We start from the raw sequence: 17,942 nt of genomic DNA, 5'->3' as shown, positions 1-17,942 counted from the left end.
TCATCGTAGGTCGGATAAGCGTAGCGCATCCGACACCGCAGACGATAAAAGCCTCTGACGCACTCGCCCAGAGGCTTTTTATTGAATTATCCTCGCTTGCGCTTTCCCTCTCCGCAGTGGTATTAACTGCATATGTCCCACTTTTACGTCATGAGTTCGCTATGAGTGTCATTACACCTGTCTCGGCGACGCTGCGTCGCATTGCTGCCGACGATAACACCGCCATTGCCCACGTGATCCGCCAGGTCTCCGCCGAATACGGTTTGACCGCTGATAAAGGTTACACGGTGGCTGACCCTAATCTCGATGAGTTATTCCAGGTATACAGCCAGCCGGGTGCGGCCTATTGGGTGGTTGAACAAAATGGGCAGGTCGTCGGTGGCGGTGGCGTTGCGCCATTAGGCTGTAGCGAGCCGGATATTTGCGAATTACAGAAGATGTACTTTCTGCCGAGCGTGCGTGGTCAGGGACTGGCGAAAAAGCTGGCGTTGATGGCTCTCGATCACGCCCGTGAGCAGGGATTTAAACAGTGCTATCTGGAAACCACCGAATTTCTGACCGAGGCGATTCACCTCTATGAACGTCTGGGCTTTGCGCATATTGCCGAGCCGCTGGGCTGCACGGGGCATGTAGATTGCGAAGTGCGGATGCTAAAACCCCTCTGACGTTAGGCAAAGGGGCAATACTGCGTTATTGCATTTCGGCTGAGAGCATCAGACGAATCACGCCGGCGGCGCGAGCGGTCGGCAATTTGAGAACCTGCGTCCACAGATCCTGAACCATATCGCAAGCCAGTTGCTCTTTACCCACGCCTTTATTCGGGTCGGCCATGATTTGAATATCCGGCCCATAGCGCTGCACCAGTCCCGGACTAATGGCTTGCAGATCCTGAAGCGCCAGCTCTTTTTCTTCCGCCGTAACTGTATGTTTTCCCGGGCCATAAGCCGCCTGCAGCATCATCATGTCATTCGCCATACGGCGACTCATAATTTCACGTGGAATAAGCTGTACCGGGTTGATACCGCCCTTTACCGCCGGGAACAGGAAGCGAAAGCATTCGTCACCGCCTACTTTCGCTATCGCGTCAATTTGCGCGAGGTTCACCTGCATATAGGCAATCACGTTGGCATCGGGTGCCTGCTGTAAGCGCGCCATCTGGAACGTCAGGATCTGCGGCTGTATGGTGTCAATAATCTGCTGCTCGCTTTTCCCCGCCGTTTTCATCTCCACCGCCTGGTTGAGAATCGTCTGCCATAGCGCGGGTTCCTGCTCCTTAATGACCTCATAGACGGGCATTGCCAGCATTGCTTTCTCGAATTTCTGCGTTTCAGTCAGCCCATAGTCCGGACTTTCGCGCGGGATGAGATAGTGCGTATCAAACAGATTCCAGCCGATAATCGCCACGACAAAAATCACCGCACCGGAGACCTTACCTACCCAGCCCTTTTTACGACAGACGCCCACCACGGTCGCAATCACCGCCCCGATATAGCCTGCCAACAATACGTGTGCCCAGTTCATTCACCATCCTTTTTCATATCAATGCATATGGCGGGGATATATTTCCCCTTCAAGTGGTTTGATTATTGCGGCAGGTGCGATCGATTTCTAGCCACCAGATTTTAGCTACCAGGAAGGAGGAAGAGAGACACCGTACCAGAGAGTGGAGCTAGGCTGGCACGCCGCTATGAAAACGAAACTCATCGTCCGGTGATAAGATCAGGGATGCTTCCACCTCACCAAAAAACCGTACCCGGTCACTGATGTCATGGTCGGCCGCCTGCTGTGCCAACGCCAGATAATCCTGATAATGGCGCGCCTCTGAGCGCAGCAGCGACAGATAAAACGCCTGTAATTCATCATCCAGATACGGTGCCAGCGCGGCAAAACGCTCGCAGGATCGCGCCTCAATGTAGGCGCCGCAGATCAGCTTATCAATCAGCGTTAACGGCTCATGGGTACGGACTTCTTTAAGCATGCCCTTGGCGTAACGACTGGCGGTCATTTTGATATACGGAATTTGGCGGCTTAGCATCGCTTCACGCACTTGCCAGAAGTGGTGTAGCTCTTCTTTGATCAGCAGCACCATGCTGTCGATAAGCTGTCGCCCCCACGGGTCGTCAGTCTGGGGCATGATGCTTTTGCTGATCTGCTTGTTCAGCAAGGTGAAATCCGGCTCTTCCCCTTCCCGGAAGGCAAAGGCTTCATAGGGTTTCAGCCACTCCAGCATCGCCTGCGATCCCTGCTTATCCGCAACATATTTACGCACCAGCAGCATCGCGGTTTGCGCCGCTTTCAGCTCGCAGACCAGATGGTCAGTCAGCAGCAGGGGAAAATTTGCCGGGTCGCGCGCTTTATCAAGCCAGGCCTCGGGCGTTTTGCAGTGCAGGAAATCCAGAATCGGGGAGAGTATTTGCGGGTAATCCATACGTTGTCCTTGCCCTACGGCAGCATGCGCCGCCGTAGGTCAGCAGATGACTTAGTGACGCACGCCGTCATCATCTTCGTCGACGAGATCGTCATCGTCGCCGTCTTCACCTTCACCTTCTTCGCCGTTAGGGTCTTCAAAATAAGTGCCCCATCCGTCGTATTCCACGTCAAATTTTTCAGCCAGGTTCATCAGTTGTTCAACCTGAGTGTCAATCAGCTCGGCGTTCAGCGCACATTCACTGAGGATGTCACAGCAAATGACCGTGTCGCCTTCTTCCACTTCCAGCTCTTCCGGCTCGGTGACTTCATAACCCAGCTTGAAGGCTTCTACCGCTGCTTTTTCCAGGGTTTCAAAGTCATCCGCGGAAAGGTGATGCTCAATGGTATACAGCGCGTCAGGATCGCTACCATCTTCAAGTAACTCTTCAATAATCAAGCGTGTTTCTTCACGCTGTTCTTCCAGGTGTTCCGGGTTTGCCATGGCTCATATCCTCATAATGTCCTGCCGATACTCTTATTGTCACATACCGCTGACATTGCCTCCACCTTTCCAGGAAAGATTTGTTAAACAAGGTTGCAAATGAATAAACATACATATAAATTGAATTTTAATTCAATAAATGGCCTAAGCCATGTGAGGGAACCATGTCTGCATTTTATCAGAAGCACTTCTTGAAACTGCTCGATTTTACCTCTGCTGAACTCACGTCACTGCTGCAGCTCGCCGCCCGGCTCAAGGCGGACAAGAAAAACGGCACAGAGGTCGCTATGCTGACCGGTAAAAATATTGCGCTCATCTTCGAAAAAGACTCGACCCGTACTCGTTGCTCTTTCGAAGTTGCCGCTTACGATCAGGGCGCGCGCGTGACCTATCTCGGGCCAAGCGGCAGCCAGATTGGCCATAAAGAGTCGATAAAAGACACCGCCCGCGTACTGGGCCGCATGTATGACGGTATCCAGTATCGCGGCCACGGTCAGGAGGTGGTGGAGACGCTGGCCGAATATGCCGGGGTTCCGGTATGGAACGGATTGACCAACGAATTCCACCCCACCCAGTTACTGGCCGATCTGCTAACCATGCAGGAACACCTGCCGGGCAAAGCGTTTAATGAGATGACGCTGGTGTACACCGGCGATGCCCGTAACAACATGGGCAATTCAATGCTGGAAGCCGCCGCGTTAACTGGGTTGGATCTGCGCCTGGTGGCACCACCGGCTTGCTGGCCAGAAGAGAGCCTGGTAGCCGAATGCAAAGCGCTGGCACAGAAAAACGGCGGTAATATCACCCTGACCGACGATATTGCGACAGGCGTGAAAGGTGCGGACTTCATTTATACGGACGTCTGGGTATCCATGGGTGAAGCCAAAGAGAAGTGGGCCGAACGAATTGCCCTGCTGCGTAACTATCAGGTCAACAGCGCGATGATGGCGCTAACCGGCAATCCGCAGGTAAAATTCCTGCACTGCCTGCCAGCATTTCATGATGACCAAACCACGCTGGGTAAACAAATGGCGCAAGAATACGGTTTGCACGGTGGGATGGAAGTAACCGATGAGGTCTTTGAGTCACCAGCCAGTATTGTCTTTGATCAGGCAGAAAACCGCATGCACACCATTAAAGCGGTGATGGTGGCGACATTAGCGAAGTGAGCGTGTAGATGAAAAGAATGCCGAATGGCGATGCTACGCATCTTATCCGGCCTACAACCGTGCTCCCGTAGGCCGGATAAGACGCTATTGCGTCGCCATCCGGCATCATAAAATCACTTATTCGACCAGCATTTTTACCACGGCTTTGCGCACCAGCGCAGGCGTACCTACCGCGCACAGCGGCTTATGCACTTCGCCCGGATAGAACACCACAAAATCACCTTCATTCAGCACCACCGTCTTCTCTTCCGCCCCTTCCGGCAAGAAAGCGATATCTTTGTCCGCCAGCCAGTCGGTTTCCGGCGTGCCCGCAGGCAGCGTACTGAAGGTCATCCCTTCCTGGCCTTTTAGCAGGATCTGAATATCCAGATAACGGGCATGATACTCGGCGCGACGCTGCTCAAACGGCTCGGTCATATCTTCGGCGATCAGATAAAACAGGCGGTTACCGTCGATATCATGTTTCCCTTTTTCGGTTGTGTCCGTCACGTGCGCTTTAATGTGTTCAATTGCCTGACGCAGCTCTTCCGGCAGCCATGCTTCCAGGTGATGAATATTGCCGATAATCATTTCAAACCCCTTAATTAAAACATTGTTTCATTTTAGTTGTTATACGAAAAATCCGTCTGCCATACCACTGCTATTTACCGATATTTTGCGTCAACGCATGTTTATCGCCTGCGGCGGTCCCCGCGGGCTTGGGTGAATGAATATTCATGAGAATCGTTTGCGATGAATAATTTGTGCATTATTCGCTTGATCCTATAACGTAGCTGAGTATAATCGCCGACAATTTGCCGGGAGGATCTATGGTTCAGTGTGTACGACATTTTGTCTTACCGCGTCTGAAAAAAAACGCTGGCCTGCCGTTTTTCTTCCCGTTGCTCATCATTCTAAGCCCCTCAATTGAGGGGCTTTTTTTTTGCCCAGGCGTCAGGAGATAAACATGGCTAACCCGCTCTATCAAAAACACATCATTTCCATAAACGACCTCAGCCGCGATGACCTCAATCTGGTACTCGCGACGGCGGCGAGACTAAAAGCCCACCCGCAGCCGGAGCTGTTGAAGCATAAGGTGATCGCCAGCTGTTTCTTCGAAGCCTCAACCCGCACCCGTTTATCTTTTGAAACCTCGATGCACCGTCTGGGCGCCAGCGTGGTGGGATTCTCTGACAGCAGCAACACCTCACTGGGCAAAAAAGGTGAAACGCTGGCTGACACCATTTCCGTAATCAGCACCTACGTCGACGCCATTGTAATGCGTCATCCGCAGGAAGGCGCCGCGCGTCTGGCCACGGAGTTCTCCGGCAATGTGCCGGTACTGAACGCGGGAGACGGCTCTAACCAGCATCCGACCCAGACGCTACTGGACCTGTTCACTATTCAGGAAACGCAGGGTCGCCTGGACAATCTGCAAATTGCGATGGTGGGCGATCTGAAATATGGCCGTACCGTTCACTCTCTGACTCAGGCGCTGGCGAAGTTCGAAGGCAACCGCTTCTACTTTATCGCCCCGGATGCGCTGGCAATGCCGCAGTACATTCTGGACATGCTGAATGAAAAAGGCATCGCCTGGAGCCTGCACGGCACGATTGAAGAAGTGATGGCGGACGTAGACATCCTCTACATGACCCGCGTGCAAAAAGAACGCCTGGACCCGTCCGAATACGCCAACGTGAAAGCACAGTTCGTTCTGCGCGCCAGTGACCTGGAAGGTGCCAGAGAGAACATGAAGGTGCTGCACCCGCTGCCGCGCATCGATGAGATCACTCCCGACGTCGATAAGACGCCACACGCCTGGTATTTCCAGCAGGCAGGCAACGGCATCTTCGCCCGCCAGGCGTTACTGGCACTGGTACTGAATAGCGAACTGGCACTGTAAGAGGACATGACGATGACACACGATAACAAACTGCAGGTTGAAGCCATCAAACGTGGCACCGTGATTGACCATATTCCCGCACAGGTGGGTTTTAAGCTGCTGACGCTGTTCAAACTGACAGAGACCGATCAGCGTATCACCATCGGCCTGAACCTGCCGTCCGGTGAGATGGGGCGTAAAGACCTGATCAAAATTGAAAATACCTTCCTGACCGACGAGCAGGTCAACCAGCTCTCGCTGTACGCCCCGCAGGCCACGGTAAACCGCATTGATGACTATGACGTGGTGGGTAAATCACGTCCCAGCCTGCCTGAGCGTATCGATAACGTGCTGGTGTGCCCGAACAGTAACTGTATCAGTCATGCCGAGCCGGTTTCCTCCAGTTTTGCAGTGAAAAAGCGTGCCGATGACATCGCACTCAAATGCAAATACTGTGAAAAAGAGTTTTCCCATTATGTGGTGCTGGCCAACTAATTGGGGTTGGTTATGAGATCCCGGCTCCCTATAATGAGCGGGAACATTCTATTACCGCTGTAATTCAGGAGAAATCATGAGCAAGACTATCGCGACGGAAAATGCACCAGCAGCAATCGGCCCATACGTTCAGGGTGTTGATCTGGGTAGCATGGTAATCACTTCCGGTCAGATCCCGGTTGACCCAAAAACCGGTGCCGTATCGGAAGACGTGTCCGCTCAGGCGCGTCAGTCGCTGGAAAACGTTAAAGCTATCGTAGAAGCAGCAGGCCTGAAAGTAGGCGACATCGTAAAAACTACGGTCTTCGTTAAAGACCTGAACGATTTCGCCACCGTCAACGCCACCTACGAAGCGTTCTTCACCGAGCACAACGCGACCTTCCCGGCACGCTCTTGCGTGGAAGTGGCCCGTCTGCCAAAAGACGTGAAAATCGAGATTGAAGCGATCGCCGTTCGTCGCTAAACCTTCTTGTGCCGGATGGCGGCTTAGCCTTATCCGACCTGGGGAAGCGTAGTTTGCAGGCCCGGTAAGCGCGAGCGCCACCGGGCATTTATCACATTACACCAAACAGTTTCGGCAGGAACAACGAAATCGCCGGAATATACGTCACCAACATCAGCACCAGGAACAGCACCGCATAGAACGGCAGCATCGCCTTCACCACCTGCTCAATCTTCTGCTTACTCACCGCACTGGCGACAAACAGCACCGATCCTACCGGCGGCGTAATCAGGCCAATCCCTAAGTTCACCAGCATGATCATGCCAAAATGCACCGGATCGATACCCAACGCGTTGGTCACCGGCAGCAGGACCGGAGTCAGGATCAGGATCAGCGGCGCCATGTCCATTAGCGTACCGATCAGCAGCAGCATGATGTTAATGCACATCAGAATGACGTATTTGTTATCCGAGATGCTGGTAAAGGCTTCGGTGATACGCATCGGCAGCTGCATATAGGTCATTACCGCGCCGAAGGCGGCGGCAAAGCCGATCAGGATCATCACGATAGTGACCGTTTTCACCGTGCGGAACATCAGCTTCGGCAGCTCAGACCATTTGTAGTCACGATAGATAAACATGGTGACAAAGAAGGCCCACAGGCAGGCGATCGCCGCGGATTCCGTCGCGGTGAAGATACCCGAGAGGATCCCTCCCATAATGATCACCACCGTCATCAGGCCCCACAGCGTGTCGACAAAAATCTTCAACGCCTGGCGAAACGGTACGCGCTCCCCTTTTGGATAACCGCGTTTGTGCGCAAACGCTACGCACATCACCATCAGGCTAAAGCTCAACAGCAGACCCGGTAAGATGCCGGCAATGAACAGCGCGGCAATAGACACCGTACCGCCGGTCGCCAGCGAGTAAATCACCGAGTTATGGCTGGGGGGCGTCAGGATCGCCTGTACCGATCCGCTGGCGGTCACCGCCGCCGCAAAGTCACGCGGGTAGCCTTTTTTGTCCATCTCCGGGATCATCACCGAACCAATAGAGGCGGTGTCGGCTACGGACGATCCGGAAATCGCACCAAAAAAGGTGGAGGCCACAATATTCACCAGCGACAGTCCGCCGCGAATAAAGCCCACGAATATGTAGGCAAAATTCACCAGCCGACGCGCAATCCCGCCTTCGGCCATAATCGCTCCGGCCAGAATAAAGAACGGGATCGCCAGCAATGAAAATTTATTCACCCCACTGGTCAGTTGGATCATTACCGCTTCCAGTGGAATATCAATGTACCAGGCGCCAATGATCGCGCTAATACCCACCGCGTACGCTACCGGTACCCCAATCGCCAGCATAATGCCGAGCGTAAAGACGAGAATAAATGCATCCATCTGCTTTCCTTTCTGAAATGGGGGCGGTAACTAGCTGGTCGAACCCAGCATGACAACAGGACGTTGGTACTGCGGACCACGGCAGATCTTCTCAACAATAAAAAGCAGCGTGATGGCAGAGCCAATCGGTAACGGCAGGTAGTTTTGCCCGGCGCTTAACAGCGGGAATTCCGCAACGGGTTGTTCCCACAGTTCAAGACACAGCGTGGTGCCGTACCAGAGAATAAACAGGCTAATCGCCGTCAGCATAATATCGGCGATAAGAGAGCAGTAACGGCGGGCGGTTTCACCCAAACGATCGGTCACCATGCTTACCGCGATATGCGAACCTGCGCGATAACTCACCGCGGCGCCAATAAAGGTGAATGTCACCATACAGAGAATAGCGACAGGCTCAGGCCATGACAGGGCATTGTTCAGAACATATCGTGCAAATATCCCAATTGGGATGATGGCGACCATCACTAATAATGCCATCCCGGCAATCCACATTGAGACCCGGTAAAAAAAATCCATTACCGATGAATAGCATTCACCCATAATCATCACCTCGAATTAATCAAAAGACTCAGGCAGATGGTGAATGCCATCCGCCTGATGAACTACTTCACATCCTGAATACGTTTGATCAAATCTTGGTGATCTTTACCGTAATTATCCCTTACCGACTGCGTGGCTTTATAGAAAACATCAGTATCAATATCATGGAACTGAACACCATTGGCTTTCATAGTTTCCAGTGATTTCGCATTATAGGCTTCCCACAATTTACGCTGTTCTACCTGCGCTTCTTTCGCGAGCTTAATAATGAGATCCTGATCTTCTTTTTTCAATTTATCCCATTTCGTTTTCGAGAACAGGAATAGCTCAGGAATAATAAAATGTTTGCTCCAGGTGTAGTTTTTAACCACCGGTAAATAGTTGTGCGCCACAAACGTTGGCGGGTTATTTTCCGTGCCATCAATTACGCCGGTCTGCATGCCGCTAAACACTTCGCTGACCCCCATCACAATGGAGTTCGCGCCCATCGCTTTTAAGGTATCCAGCGCGATTGGGCTGGCCTGCACGCGGATTTTCATCCCATGTAAATCTTCTGGCTTGATAACCGGATTTTTAGTGATCAGGTTGCGCGTACCTGCATCCATCCAACCAAGGAATACCAGTCGTGATTTACTGTTTGCGGTCAGACGGTCGCCAATCTCCTGGCCAATCATCCCGTCCAGCACCTTATGCATATGGTCTTCATCGCGGAAAATATACGGCAGGGTAAAGACGTTAATTTCAGGGAGTATGGCGGCAACTGGGGTCATTGAGACGCGAATAATATCGATGGCGCCTAATTGCGCCTGCTCAATCATCTGTTTCTCATCGCCTAATACGCCACCGGGAAAGGTTTTAATCTCCAGACGCCCGTCGGTCGCCGCACTGAGTTTTTCCCCCATGTGCTTCACGGCAACAACGTTCGGGTAATCAGCCGGATGCACATCGGCGGCACGGAAGGTTTGGGCTAACGTGGTATGACTGGCCAGCAAGACTGACGCGCCAATACACAGGCTTAACAGGTTTTTTGTCAGTTTCATTTGTCCTTCTCCAGAAGTTCATAATTTCCATTAATAGAAATGGTATGCAGAGCAAATGACTGCCGGAATTAAAAATGGGCAGCGAGAAACTTTTTTAACGACGTTACCTGCGCAGACTAGCTGGTGTAACAATTTATTTCGATGACTGCCTTCACAAAAAAACGTCAATACTAATAATTTTTAGCACACTGTTTCATTTTTGCAACGGAGATCGTTTTATTGAGAAAAAACAAAAGGCGAGAACGGGATATGTTAATACTTTACCCCGTTAGTATTTCAATAAAATTAAAACACAAATATTGCGAGGGAATATCTTCGAATGAAAAAGAAAAATGCCGAATGGCTGTACCCGCACCATTCGGCAGAGAAACGAAACGGTTATTGCCAGCCGTAACGGCGGCTATAAAAACCTTTCACTAATTGGGTCAACGTCATGTAACCCGCCAGAATCGCAATCAGCCACGGGAAGTAGCTCAGCGGCAATGCCTGCAATTGCAGGTAGCTCGCCAGCGGGGAGAATGGCAGCGCAATCCCCACCACCATCACCACCAGCGTCATCAGCATCAGCGGCCATGCGGCGCGGCTCTGGATAAACGGTACGCGGCGGGTACGGATCATATGCACAATCAGCGTTTGTGATAGCAGCCCCACCACAAACCAGCCCGACTGGAATAACGTCTGATGCTCTGGCGTATTGGCATGGAAGACAAACCACATCAGGCAAAAGGTCAGAATGTCGAAGATCGAGCTAATCGGTCCAAAGAACAGCATAAAGCGCCCCAGTTCGGCGGGATTCCAGCGCTGTGGTTTTTTGATCTGCTCTTCATCGACGTTATCAAACGGAATTGCCACCTGGGATACATCGTACAGCAGGTTCTGGATCAGTAAGTGCAACGGTAGCATTGGCAGGAACGGCAGAAATGCGCTCGCCACCAGCACGCTAAAGACGTTACCAAAGTTGGAGCTGGCCGTCATTTTGATGTACTTCAGCATGTTCGAGAAGGTTCGACGCCCTTCGATCACCCCTTCTTCCAGCACCATCAGGCTCTTTTCCAGCAGGATGATATCCGCCGCTTCACGGGCAATATCGACCGCACCATCGACGGAGATACCAATGTCCGCCGCGCGCAGCGCCGGGGCATCGTTGATGCCATCGCCCATAAAGCCGACCACGTGGCCTTCGCGTTTGAGCAGGGTTACTATGCGTTCTTTGTGCATTGGCGTCAGGCGGGCAAACAGCGTGGTGCGCTGGGCAAGCCGGGCCAGCTCGTCGTCGCTCAACCCTTCAATGTGGCTACCAATCACCACCTCACCCGCGTCCAGACCGACTTCATGACACACTTTTGCCGCCACCAGTTCGCTGTCACCGGTGAGGATTTTTACCGTAATGCCGCTGGCCTTCAGCGCCTTCAGCGCCGGGGCGGTAGTCTCTTTCGGTGGATCGAGGAATGCGATGTACCCTTCGAGGATCAGATCGGACTCATCAATACGCTGGTAGTCCCCTTCACGCGCGGGCAGGTATTTGGTTGCCACTGCCACCACGCGTAGCCCCTGACGGTTCAGCGTGTCGGTCACGCGCTTCACCCGACGCAGCATGTTGTCGTCCAGCGGAACAATTTCACCGTTGTGGCGCACCTGGGTACAGACGTTGAGGATCTCCTGCAGCGCGCCTTTGCACACTAACTGGTGAACATCGCCCACTTCTGCCACCACCACCGACATGCGGCGGCGTTCGAAATCAAACGGGATCTCATCGATTTTCTGCCAGCGGGTCGAGAGTTGACGCGCCGATTCTTCATCCACACCGTCCAGCACCGCCGTATCCAGCAGGTTCTTCAGCCCGGTCTGATAATGGCTGTTCAGCCACGCAGAATGCAGAACGTGCTCGCTGGGTTTACCGGAGATATCGGTATGATTCTCCAGCACAATTTTATCCTGGGTCAGCGTACCGGTTTTATCGGTACACAGAATATCCATCGCACCAAAGTTCTGGATGGCGTCGAGGTGCTTAACGATAACTTTTTGTTTTGACAGCTTCACCGCCCCGCGCGCCAGCGTTGAGGTGACGATCATCGGCAGCATTTCTGGCGTTAAGCCTACTGCCACGGACAGGGCAAACAGCGCCGCTTCCCACCAGTCGCCTTTGGTGTAACCGTTGATAATCAGCACAATTGGCGCCATCACCAGCATAAAGCGGATCAGCAGCATGCTGACGCGGCTGATCCCTTTCTGGAATGCATTCTGCTCGCTATCCTGCTCGGTCACGCGACCCGCCAGCTGTCCAAACCAGGTGTTCGCCCCGGTAGAAATGACGATCGCCTGCGCCGTACCGCTCACCACGTTGGTGCCCATAAAGCACAGGGTATCGCACTCCAGCGGGTTGCTTTGCTGCGGGTCACGGCTGGTCGCCACCTTCTCAACCGGCAGTGACTCACCGGTCAGCGAGGCCTGCGCGACAAACAGATCGCGCGCCTGAACGATACGTAAATCCGCCGGGATCATATCCCCCGCCGCCAGCTTGATAATGTCACCGGGCACGAGCTGATCGATAGGCAGTTCAACCCAACCGTTTTCGCCGGTCTCGTTAATCACCCTCAGGACCGTGGCGGTGTTGCTGACCATCGCTTTTAGCGCATCCGCCGCTTTGGTGGAGCGCGCCTCCTGCACAAAGTTCAGCAGCGTCGAGATAATCACCATCAGGGCAATCACGCCTGCGGCAAACAGATCCTCGGTGGCATAGGAAATCCCGCCCAGAATGGTGAGCAGAATATTAAACGGGTTGCGGTAACAGACCCACAGATGTACCCACCACGGCGACGGTTTCTGCGCCGGCAGCTGGTTTTCGCCATGCTGCTCACGGGCGCTTTCCACTTCCGCGGCGTTCAAGCCTTCAGGGTGGGTATTAAAGGTTTTCCACAGCGTCTCTTCGTTCATCAGCGCCATCTTCAGGCAATGTTCACTCAGAGAAGGCGGAATGGGCGTGCTGGCAACGGTCTGGGCGTTCGGCAGCGGATCACGATGCACCAGACGATGCGGTAAATGGCGGTTCAGCCGGGCAAACAGCTGGCGGGTGATATTTTTTAACATAGGCAGTCCCTCTGCGCGGGTATCAACAGGCGCAGTGAATCCTTCAGGCGTGGCAAAGCCTTGCCTGATGGCAATCATAAAATCACAACAGGGACGTCAGAACGTCACTGTCTTACGTTTCCGGTAAGACAGTGAAAGCAGGCTTACCGGAAAGGGGTTTTTCTCCGTTTCGGGAGAGGGGTGGGATCGGGATCCATACAGCCTCCGGTAAGTGAATGATTTGCCCCGCGCATTATAGGGATAAATCTATAAGGTTCGTGGCAATTATGGCGGTATGATAAAGCACAGAAACTAAACCAAACGTATACCAGACTTTGCCCATTGCGCTGAGCATGAGTAAAGTTATTCTCTTTTGGCATAACTTCACACGCGACACGGGAATACAGGATGCAAAATCGGCTGACCATTAAAGACATCGCCCGCTTAAGCGGTGTGGGAAAATCAACCGTTTCCCGCGTCCTCAACAATGAAAGCGGCGTCAGTGAGCGCACCCGCGAACGCGTTGAAGCGGTGATGAATCAGCACGGTTTTTCCCCTTCCCGCTCTGCCCGTGCCATGCGTGGGCAAAGTGACAAAGTGGTGGCGATTATCGTCACGCGACTGGATTCGCTTTCCGAGAATCTGGCCGTGCAGACCATGCTGCCCGTCTTCTATGAGCAGGGCTACGACCCGATTATGATGGAAAGCCAGTTCTCGCCGGAGCTGGTGGAAGAACACCTGGGTATGCTCCGACGCCGCAACATTGACGGCGTGGTGCTGTTCGGTTTTACCGGTATTACCGAAGCGATGATCGCCTCCTGGCAGGACTCCCTGGTGCTGCTGGCAAGGGATGCTAACGGTTTTGCCTCGGTCTGTTATGACGATGAAGGCGCAATCCATACCCTGATGCAGTGTTTATACGATCGCCAACACCGCCATATTAGTTTTCTTGGCGTTCCCCACAGCGACGTCACCACCGGTCAACGGCGTCATGCCGCCTACCTGGCCTTCTGTAAAAAACATCAACTGCATCCTGTTGCGGCCCTGCCGGGTCTCGCCATGAAGCAGGGCTACGAACACGCTGCCGATGTCATTACCCCAGAGACCACCGCCTTAGTGTGCGCCACGGATACTCTGGCTCTTGGGGTCAGCAAATATTTGCAGGAGCAGCGCATTGAACATCTGCAGCTGGCGAGCGTGGGCAGCACACCGCTGATGAAATTCCTCCATCCGGAGATCGTCACCGTCGATCCCGGTTACGCCGAAGCCGGGCGGCAGGCGGCGTTGCAGTTGATCGAGCAGATCAACGGCCGCAGCGAACCCCGACAGATCGTCATTCCCGCCACCCTTTCCTGATCGCTTTCTGAGCGCTAATTTGTGATCTTCGCTGCGTTTCGGGAACGTTCCCATTTTTAAATATCCAGCGAAGATATACTCTTGCGCCAACAACAAGAACGTTGCCGGATGGCGACGCTAACGCCTCTTATCCGGCCTACGGGGAAGACACTTCATCATGAGCAAAGTAAAACAAGCAGACATCGACCGGCTGGTAGAGCTGGTTGGCGGGCGCGACAATATCGCCACGGTGAGTCATTGCATCACGCGCCTGCGTTTTGTGCTGAATCAGCCCGCGAATGCCAGACCGAAAGAGATCGAGCAGCTGCCGATGGTCAAAGGCTGCTTCACCAACGCCGGGCAGTTTCAGGTGGTGATTGGCACCGAGGTGGGCGACTACTACAAAGCGCTGCTGGCCACCACCGGACAGGCCAGTGCCGACAAAGAGCAGGCGAAAAAAGCCGCGCGACAGAACATGAAATGGCACGAGCAGCTGATCTCGCACTTCGCGGAGATCTTCTTCCCCCTGCTGCCCGCGCTGATCAGCGGCGGCCTGATCTTAGGTTTTCGCAATGTGATCGGCGATCTGCCGATGAGCAACGGTCAGACGCTGGCGCAGATGTACCCGTCGCTGAAAACCCTCTATGACTTCCTGTGGTTGATCGGGGAAGCGATCTTTTTCTATCTGCCGGTCGGCATCTGCTGGTCAGCGGTGAAGAAAATGGGTGGCACGCCGATCCTCGGCATCGTGCTGGGCGTCACGCTGGTTTCACCGCAGCTGATGAACGCCTATTTGCTGGGCCAGCAGGTGCCGGAAGTGTGGAACTTCGGCCTGTTTACGATCGAAAAAGTCGGCTACCAGGCGCAGGTTATTCCTGCTCTGTTGGCAGGTCTGGCGCTGGGATTGATTGAAACGCGCCTGAAACGCCTCGTCCCGGATTACCTGTATCTGGTGATCGTCCCGGTGTGCTCGCTGATCCTCGCGGTGTTCCTCGCCCACGCGTTTATTGGTCCGTTTGGTCGCTGGATTGGCGATGGCGTCGCCTTTGCCGTGCGTCATCTGATGACCGGCAGCTTTGCCCCGATTGGCGCAGCGCTGTTTGGCTTCCTGTACGCCCCGCTGGTGATCACCGGCGTGCATCAAACTACGCTGGCCATTGATATGCAGATGATCCAAAGCATGGGCGGCACGCCGGTGTGGCCGCTGATTGCACTGTCAAATATCGCCCAGGGCTCGGCGGTAATAGGGATTATCATCGCCAGCCGCAAGCAAAACGAACGTGAAATCTCGGTACCTGCCGCTATCTCCGCCTGGCTCGGCGTGACCGAACCGGCAATGTACGGCATCAACCTGAAATACCGCTTCCCGATGCTGTGCGCAATGATCGGTTCCGGCCTCGCCGGTCTGCTGTGCGGCCTGAACGGCGTGATGGCGAACGGGATTGGCGTCGGCGGTATACCTGGCATCCTCTCCATCCAGCCGACTTACTGGCAGGTATTTGGCCTGGCGATGGTCATCGCGATTGTTATCCCGATGGTACTGACCTCGTTCGTCTACCAGCGTAAATACCGTCAGGGCACGTTACAAATTGTCTGACTCTTTTTTGGGGTGCCATTGCACTCCTCCGCATTTGCAGGAAACCACAATGACTATTCCACACTGGTGGCAACACGGCGTTATCTATCAGATTTACCCCAAGAGTTTTCAGGACACCACCGGCAGCGGCACCGGCGATTTGCGCGGCGTTACGCAGCGTCTCGACTATCTGCAAACGCTGGGCGTTGATGCGATATGGTTGACGCCGTTCTACATTTCGCCACAGGTTGATAACGGCTACGACGTTGCAGATTATATCTCCGTTGACCCGGCCTACGGCACACTGGATGACTTCGACGAACTGGTGGCGCAGGCAAAAGCGCGCGGCATACGCATTATTCTTGATATGGTGTTTAACCATACATCGACGCAGCACGCCTGGTTTCGTGAAGCGCTGGATAAAGACAGTCCGTATCGTCAGTTCTATATCTGGCGTGACGGTACGCCTGAGGCCTGCCCGAACAACTGGCGCTCCAAATTTGGCGGCAACGCCTGGGACTGGCACGCCGCAAGCGAACAGTATTATCTACACCTCTTTGCCCCGGAACAGGCCGACCTGAACTGGGAAAATCCGGCGGTTCGCGCCGAGCTGAAAAAAGTGTGTGAGTTCTGGGCCGATCGCGGCGTAGACGGACTGCGCCTCGACGTGGTGAATCTGATCTCCAAGGATCAGGACTTCCCGAGCGATCCTGACGGTGATGGCCGCCGTTTTTACACCGATGGTCCGCGCGTGCATGAATTCTTACGCGAGATGAACCGCGATGTCTTCACCCCACGCAGCCTGATGACAGTGGGTGAAATGTCCTCCACCACGCTCGAACATTGCCAGCAATACGCCGCACTGGACGGCAGCGAATTGTCGATGACCTTTAACTTCCACCACCTGAAAGTCGATTACCCGAATGGTGAGAAGTGGTCGTTAGCCAAACCGGATTACGTGGCGCTGAAAACCCTGTTCCGCCAATGGCAGCAGGGGATGCACAACGTCGCGTGGAACGCGCTGTTCTGGTGTAATCACGATCAGCCGCGCATCGTTTCACGCTTTGGCGATGAAGGACAATACCGCGTGCCGGCCGCCAAAATGCTGGCGATGGTGCTGCACGGGATGCAGGGCACGCCTTATATCTATCAGGGCGAAGAAATTGGCATGACCAACCCACATTTTCGCCAGATTACCGATTATCGCGACGTCGAAAGCCATAACATGTTTGCCGAGCTGAATGCTAGCGGGCGTGATGCCGACGAGCTGTTGGCGATCCTCGCCAGTAAATCCCGCGATAACAGCCGCACGCCGATGCAGTGGGACGGAAGCCAACACGCGGGCTTTACCCAGGGGGAGCCGTGGATCAACCTGTGCGACAACGCGGCGGAGATCAACGTTGCTGCCGCGCTAAGGGATTCCGATTCGGTGTTTTACACCTATCAGAAGCTGATTGCCTTACGCAAAACAGAACCGATTCTCACCTGGGGCGATTATCAGGATCTGTTGCCGGACAGTCCGCATGTCTGGTGCTATCAGCGCGAATGGCAGGGACAACGGCTGCTGGTCGTTGCTAATCTGAGCAACGCCTTCCAGCCCTGGCAACCGGCGAACACTCGCGACAACTGGCAGGTGTTGATGCACAACTATGACGAGGTCGCCCACCAGCCCGGCGCGATGACGCTACGTCCTTTTGAAGCTATCTGGTGGGTGCAAAAATAGCTTGCAATTGGCATCAAGCCCGGCGCGTATAGCGCTGCCGGGCTTCACGGCATACGCTCAACTTACCCGTCTGTTTTTGCTGAATAATTAATCAGAATTTTCTACGGGCAATTTACAATCGCTGTACTGCCCGTCATCTGTACGCTCTGGTTTTTACTTTGAGCTACATCAATAAAATCGCAAACATCCTTGATGCAAATCACTACATATAGAACTTAAAATGCACGCCGACCCAATATGTTGTATTAATCGACTACAATTGCTACAACGCCATTTCCCTCGGTAGCGGTGGAAATGTGGATAAATGGGGTCTGAATTACGGGAAGTCATTGACCAGAGAGATGAATAAACCAGTGAGTGCTTCCCACCCTCTGTGGATAACCTG

General features: G+C 53.7%; 19 protein-coding genes. 10 read left to right on the top strand and 9 right to left on the bottom strand.

Annotated features, from left to right (window positions below):
• Positions 1-161 precede the first annotated feature (161 nt).
• Positions 162-665, top strand: a complete 504-nt coding sequence (locus FDW88_RS20780; RefSeq protein WP_115259564.1) for a GNAT family N-acetyltransferase — start codon at positions 162-164, stop codon at positions 663-665.
• A 25-nt stretch (positions 666-690) separates the two neighbouring features.
• On the opposite strand, the gene FDW88_RS20775 is transcribed toward FDW88_RS20780, so the two are convergent.
• The 3 genes from FDW88_RS20775 to rraB all read right to left on the bottom strand — a co-directional run bounded on the left by FDW88_RS20775 (position 691) and on the right by rraB (position 2,911).
• A complete protein-coding gene (locus FDW88_RS20775; protein ID WP_137363270.1) occupies positions 691-1,521 on the bottom strand; it encodes a topoisomerase II in 831 nt (276 codons plus the stop codon).
• A 148-nt stretch (positions 1,522-1,669) separates the two neighbouring features.
• A complete protein-coding gene (miaE, locus tag FDW88_RS20770; RefSeq protein ID WP_137363269.1) occupies positions 1,670-2,428 on the bottom strand; it encodes a tRNA isopentenyl-2-thiomethyl-A-37 hydroxylase MiaE in 759 nt (252 codons plus the stop codon).
• A 51-nt stretch (positions 2,429-2,479) separates the two neighbouring features.
• Positions 2,480-2,911: a ribonuclease E inhibitor RraB gene (rraB, locus tag FDW88_RS20765; RefSeq protein ID WP_117342397.1), complete on the bottom strand. Its 432-nt coding sequence runs from the start codon at positions 2,909-2,911 to the stop codon at positions 2,480-2,482.
• Between the two features lie 99 nt (positions 2,912-3,010).
• Here rraB and FDW88_RS22885 point away from each other — a divergent pair, with 99 nt between their 5' ends.
• Positions 3,011-3,106: a hypothetical protein gene (locus FDW88_RS22885; RefSeq protein WP_371414759.1), complete on the top strand. Its 96-nt coding sequence runs from the start codon at positions 3,011-3,013 to the stop codon at positions 3,104-3,106.
• Positions 3,076-4,080, top strand: coding sequence for an ornithine carbamoyltransferase (gene argF, locus FDW88_RS20760; protein ID WP_096758496.1), 1,005 nt, complete (start codon positions 3,076-3,078; stop codon positions 4,078-4,080). The genes FDW88_RS22885 and argF overlap by 31 nt, the downstream gene beginning before the upstream one ends.
• A gap of 117 nt (positions 4,081-4,197) precedes the next feature.
• On the opposite strand, the gene FDW88_RS20755 is transcribed toward argF, so the two are convergent.
• Complete coding sequence (locus tag FDW88_RS20755) at positions 4,198-4,650, bottom strand: YhcH/YjgK/YiaL family protein (RefSeq protein ID WP_117342398.1); 453 nt, start codon at positions 4,648-4,650, stop codon at positions 4,198-4,200.
• 239 nt (positions 4,651-4,889) lie between these two features.
• On the opposite strand from FDW88_RS20755, the gene pyrL reads away from it, so the two are divergent.
• The 4 genes from pyrL to ridA all read left to right on the top strand — a co-directional run bounded on the left by pyrL (position 4,890) and on the right by ridA (position 6,899).
• Complete coding sequence (gene pyrL, locus FDW88_RS20750) at positions 4,890-5,024, top strand: pyr operon leader peptide (RefSeq protein WP_137363268.1); 135 nt, start codon at positions 4,890-4,892, stop codon at positions 5,022-5,024.
• A 2-nt stretch (positions 5,025-5,026) separates the two neighbouring features.
• Positions 5,027-5,962: an aspartate carbamoyltransferase gene (gene pyrB, locus FDW88_RS20745; protein WP_137363267.1), complete on the top strand. Its 936-nt coding sequence runs from the start codon at positions 5,027-5,029 to the stop codon at positions 5,960-5,962.
• Between the two features lie 12 nt (positions 5,963-5,974).
• Positions 5,975-6,436, top strand: a complete 462-nt coding sequence (pyrI, locus tag FDW88_RS20740) for an aspartate carbamoyltransferase regulatory subunit (protein ID WP_003025816.1) — start codon at positions 5,975-5,977, stop codon at positions 6,434-6,436.
• Positions 6,437-6,512: 76 nt separating this feature from the next.
• The gene (gene ridA, locus FDW88_RS20735) at positions 6,513-6,899 is read left to right on the top strand and encodes a 2-iminobutanoate/2-iminopropanoate deaminase (protein ID WP_006686395.1); all 387 of its coding nucleotides are present in this window, start codon (positions 6,513-6,515) and stop codon (positions 6,897-6,899) included.
• A 91-nt stretch (positions 6,900-6,990) separates the two neighbouring features.
• Here ridA and FDW88_RS20730 read toward each other — a convergent pair whose 3' ends face one another.
• The 5 genes from FDW88_RS20730 to mgtL all read right to left on the bottom strand — a co-directional run bounded on the left by FDW88_RS20730 (position 6,991) and on the right by mgtL (position 13,141).
• Positions 6,991-8,277 carry a TRAP transporter large permease gene (locus FDW88_RS20730; RefSeq protein WP_006686394.1) on the bottom strand — a complete coding sequence of 429 codons (1,287 nt, stop codon included), beginning with the start codon at positions 8,275-8,277 and terminating at the stop codon, positions 6,991-6,993.
• Between the two features lie 30 nt (positions 8,278-8,307).
• Positions 8,308-8,817 (bottom strand): TRAP transporter small permease, encoded by a 510-nt coding sequence (locus FDW88_RS20725; RefSeq protein WP_096758507.1) that lies wholly within the window; start codon positions 8,815-8,817, stop codon positions 8,308-8,310.
• Between the two features lie 62 nt (positions 8,818-8,879).
• Positions 8,880-9,857, bottom strand: a complete 978-nt coding sequence (locus FDW88_RS20720; RefSeq protein WP_096758508.1) for a TRAP transporter substrate-binding protein — start codon at positions 9,855-9,857, stop codon at positions 8,880-8,882.
• Between the two features lie 378 nt (positions 9,858-10,235).
• On the bottom strand, positions 10,236-12,944 hold the full coding sequence (gene mgtA, locus FDW88_RS20715) for a magnesium-translocating P-type ATPase (RefSeq protein ID WP_137363266.1): 2,709 nt from the start codon (positions 12,942-12,944) through the stop codon (positions 10,236-10,238).
• Positions 12,945-13,087: 143 nt separating this feature from the next.
• The gene (gene mgtL / locus FDW88_RS22880) at positions 13,088-13,141 is read right to left on the bottom strand and encodes a mgtA regulatory leader peptide MgtL (protein WP_223240171.1); all 54 of its coding nucleotides are present in this window, start codon (positions 13,139-13,141) and stop codon (positions 13,088-13,090) included.
• A 190-nt stretch (positions 13,142-13,331) separates the two neighbouring features.
• On the opposite strand from mgtL, the gene treR reads away from it, so the two are divergent.
• The 3 genes from treR to treC all read left to right on the top strand — a co-directional run bounded on the left by treR (position 13,332) and on the right by treC (position 17,557).
• The gene (gene treR / locus FDW88_RS20710) at positions 13,332-14,279 is read left to right on the top strand and encodes a trehalose operon repressor TreR (protein WP_137363265.1); all 948 of its coding nucleotides are present in this window, start codon (positions 13,332-13,334) and stop codon (positions 14,277-14,279) included.
• A gap of 157 nt (positions 14,280-14,436) precedes the next feature.
• The gene (treB, locus tag FDW88_RS20705; RefSeq protein WP_161959012.1) at positions 14,437-15,855 is read left to right on the top strand and encodes a PTS trehalose transporter subunit IIBC; all 1,419 of its coding nucleotides are present in this window, start codon (positions 14,437-14,439) and stop codon (positions 15,853-15,855) included.
• 49 nt (positions 15,856-15,904) lie between these two features.
• Positions 15,905-17,557 carry an alpha,alpha-phosphotrehalase gene (gene treC / locus FDW88_RS20700; protein ID WP_137363264.1) on the top strand — a complete coding sequence of 551 codons (1,653 nt, stop codon included), beginning with the start codon at positions 15,905-15,907 and terminating at the stop codon, positions 17,555-17,557.
• Positions 17,558-17,942: the final 385 nt, after the last annotated feature.

The organism is Citrobacter sp. wls829 (genome assembly GCF_005280825.1).
GTDB classification, from domain to species: domain Bacteria; phylum Pseudomonadota; class Gammaproteobacteria; order Enterobacterales; family Enterobacteriaceae; genus Citrobacter; species Citrobacter gillenii.
Note: the sequence above shows the minus strand (reverse complement) of the source record. Positions and strands in the feature narration are given on the sequence as shown.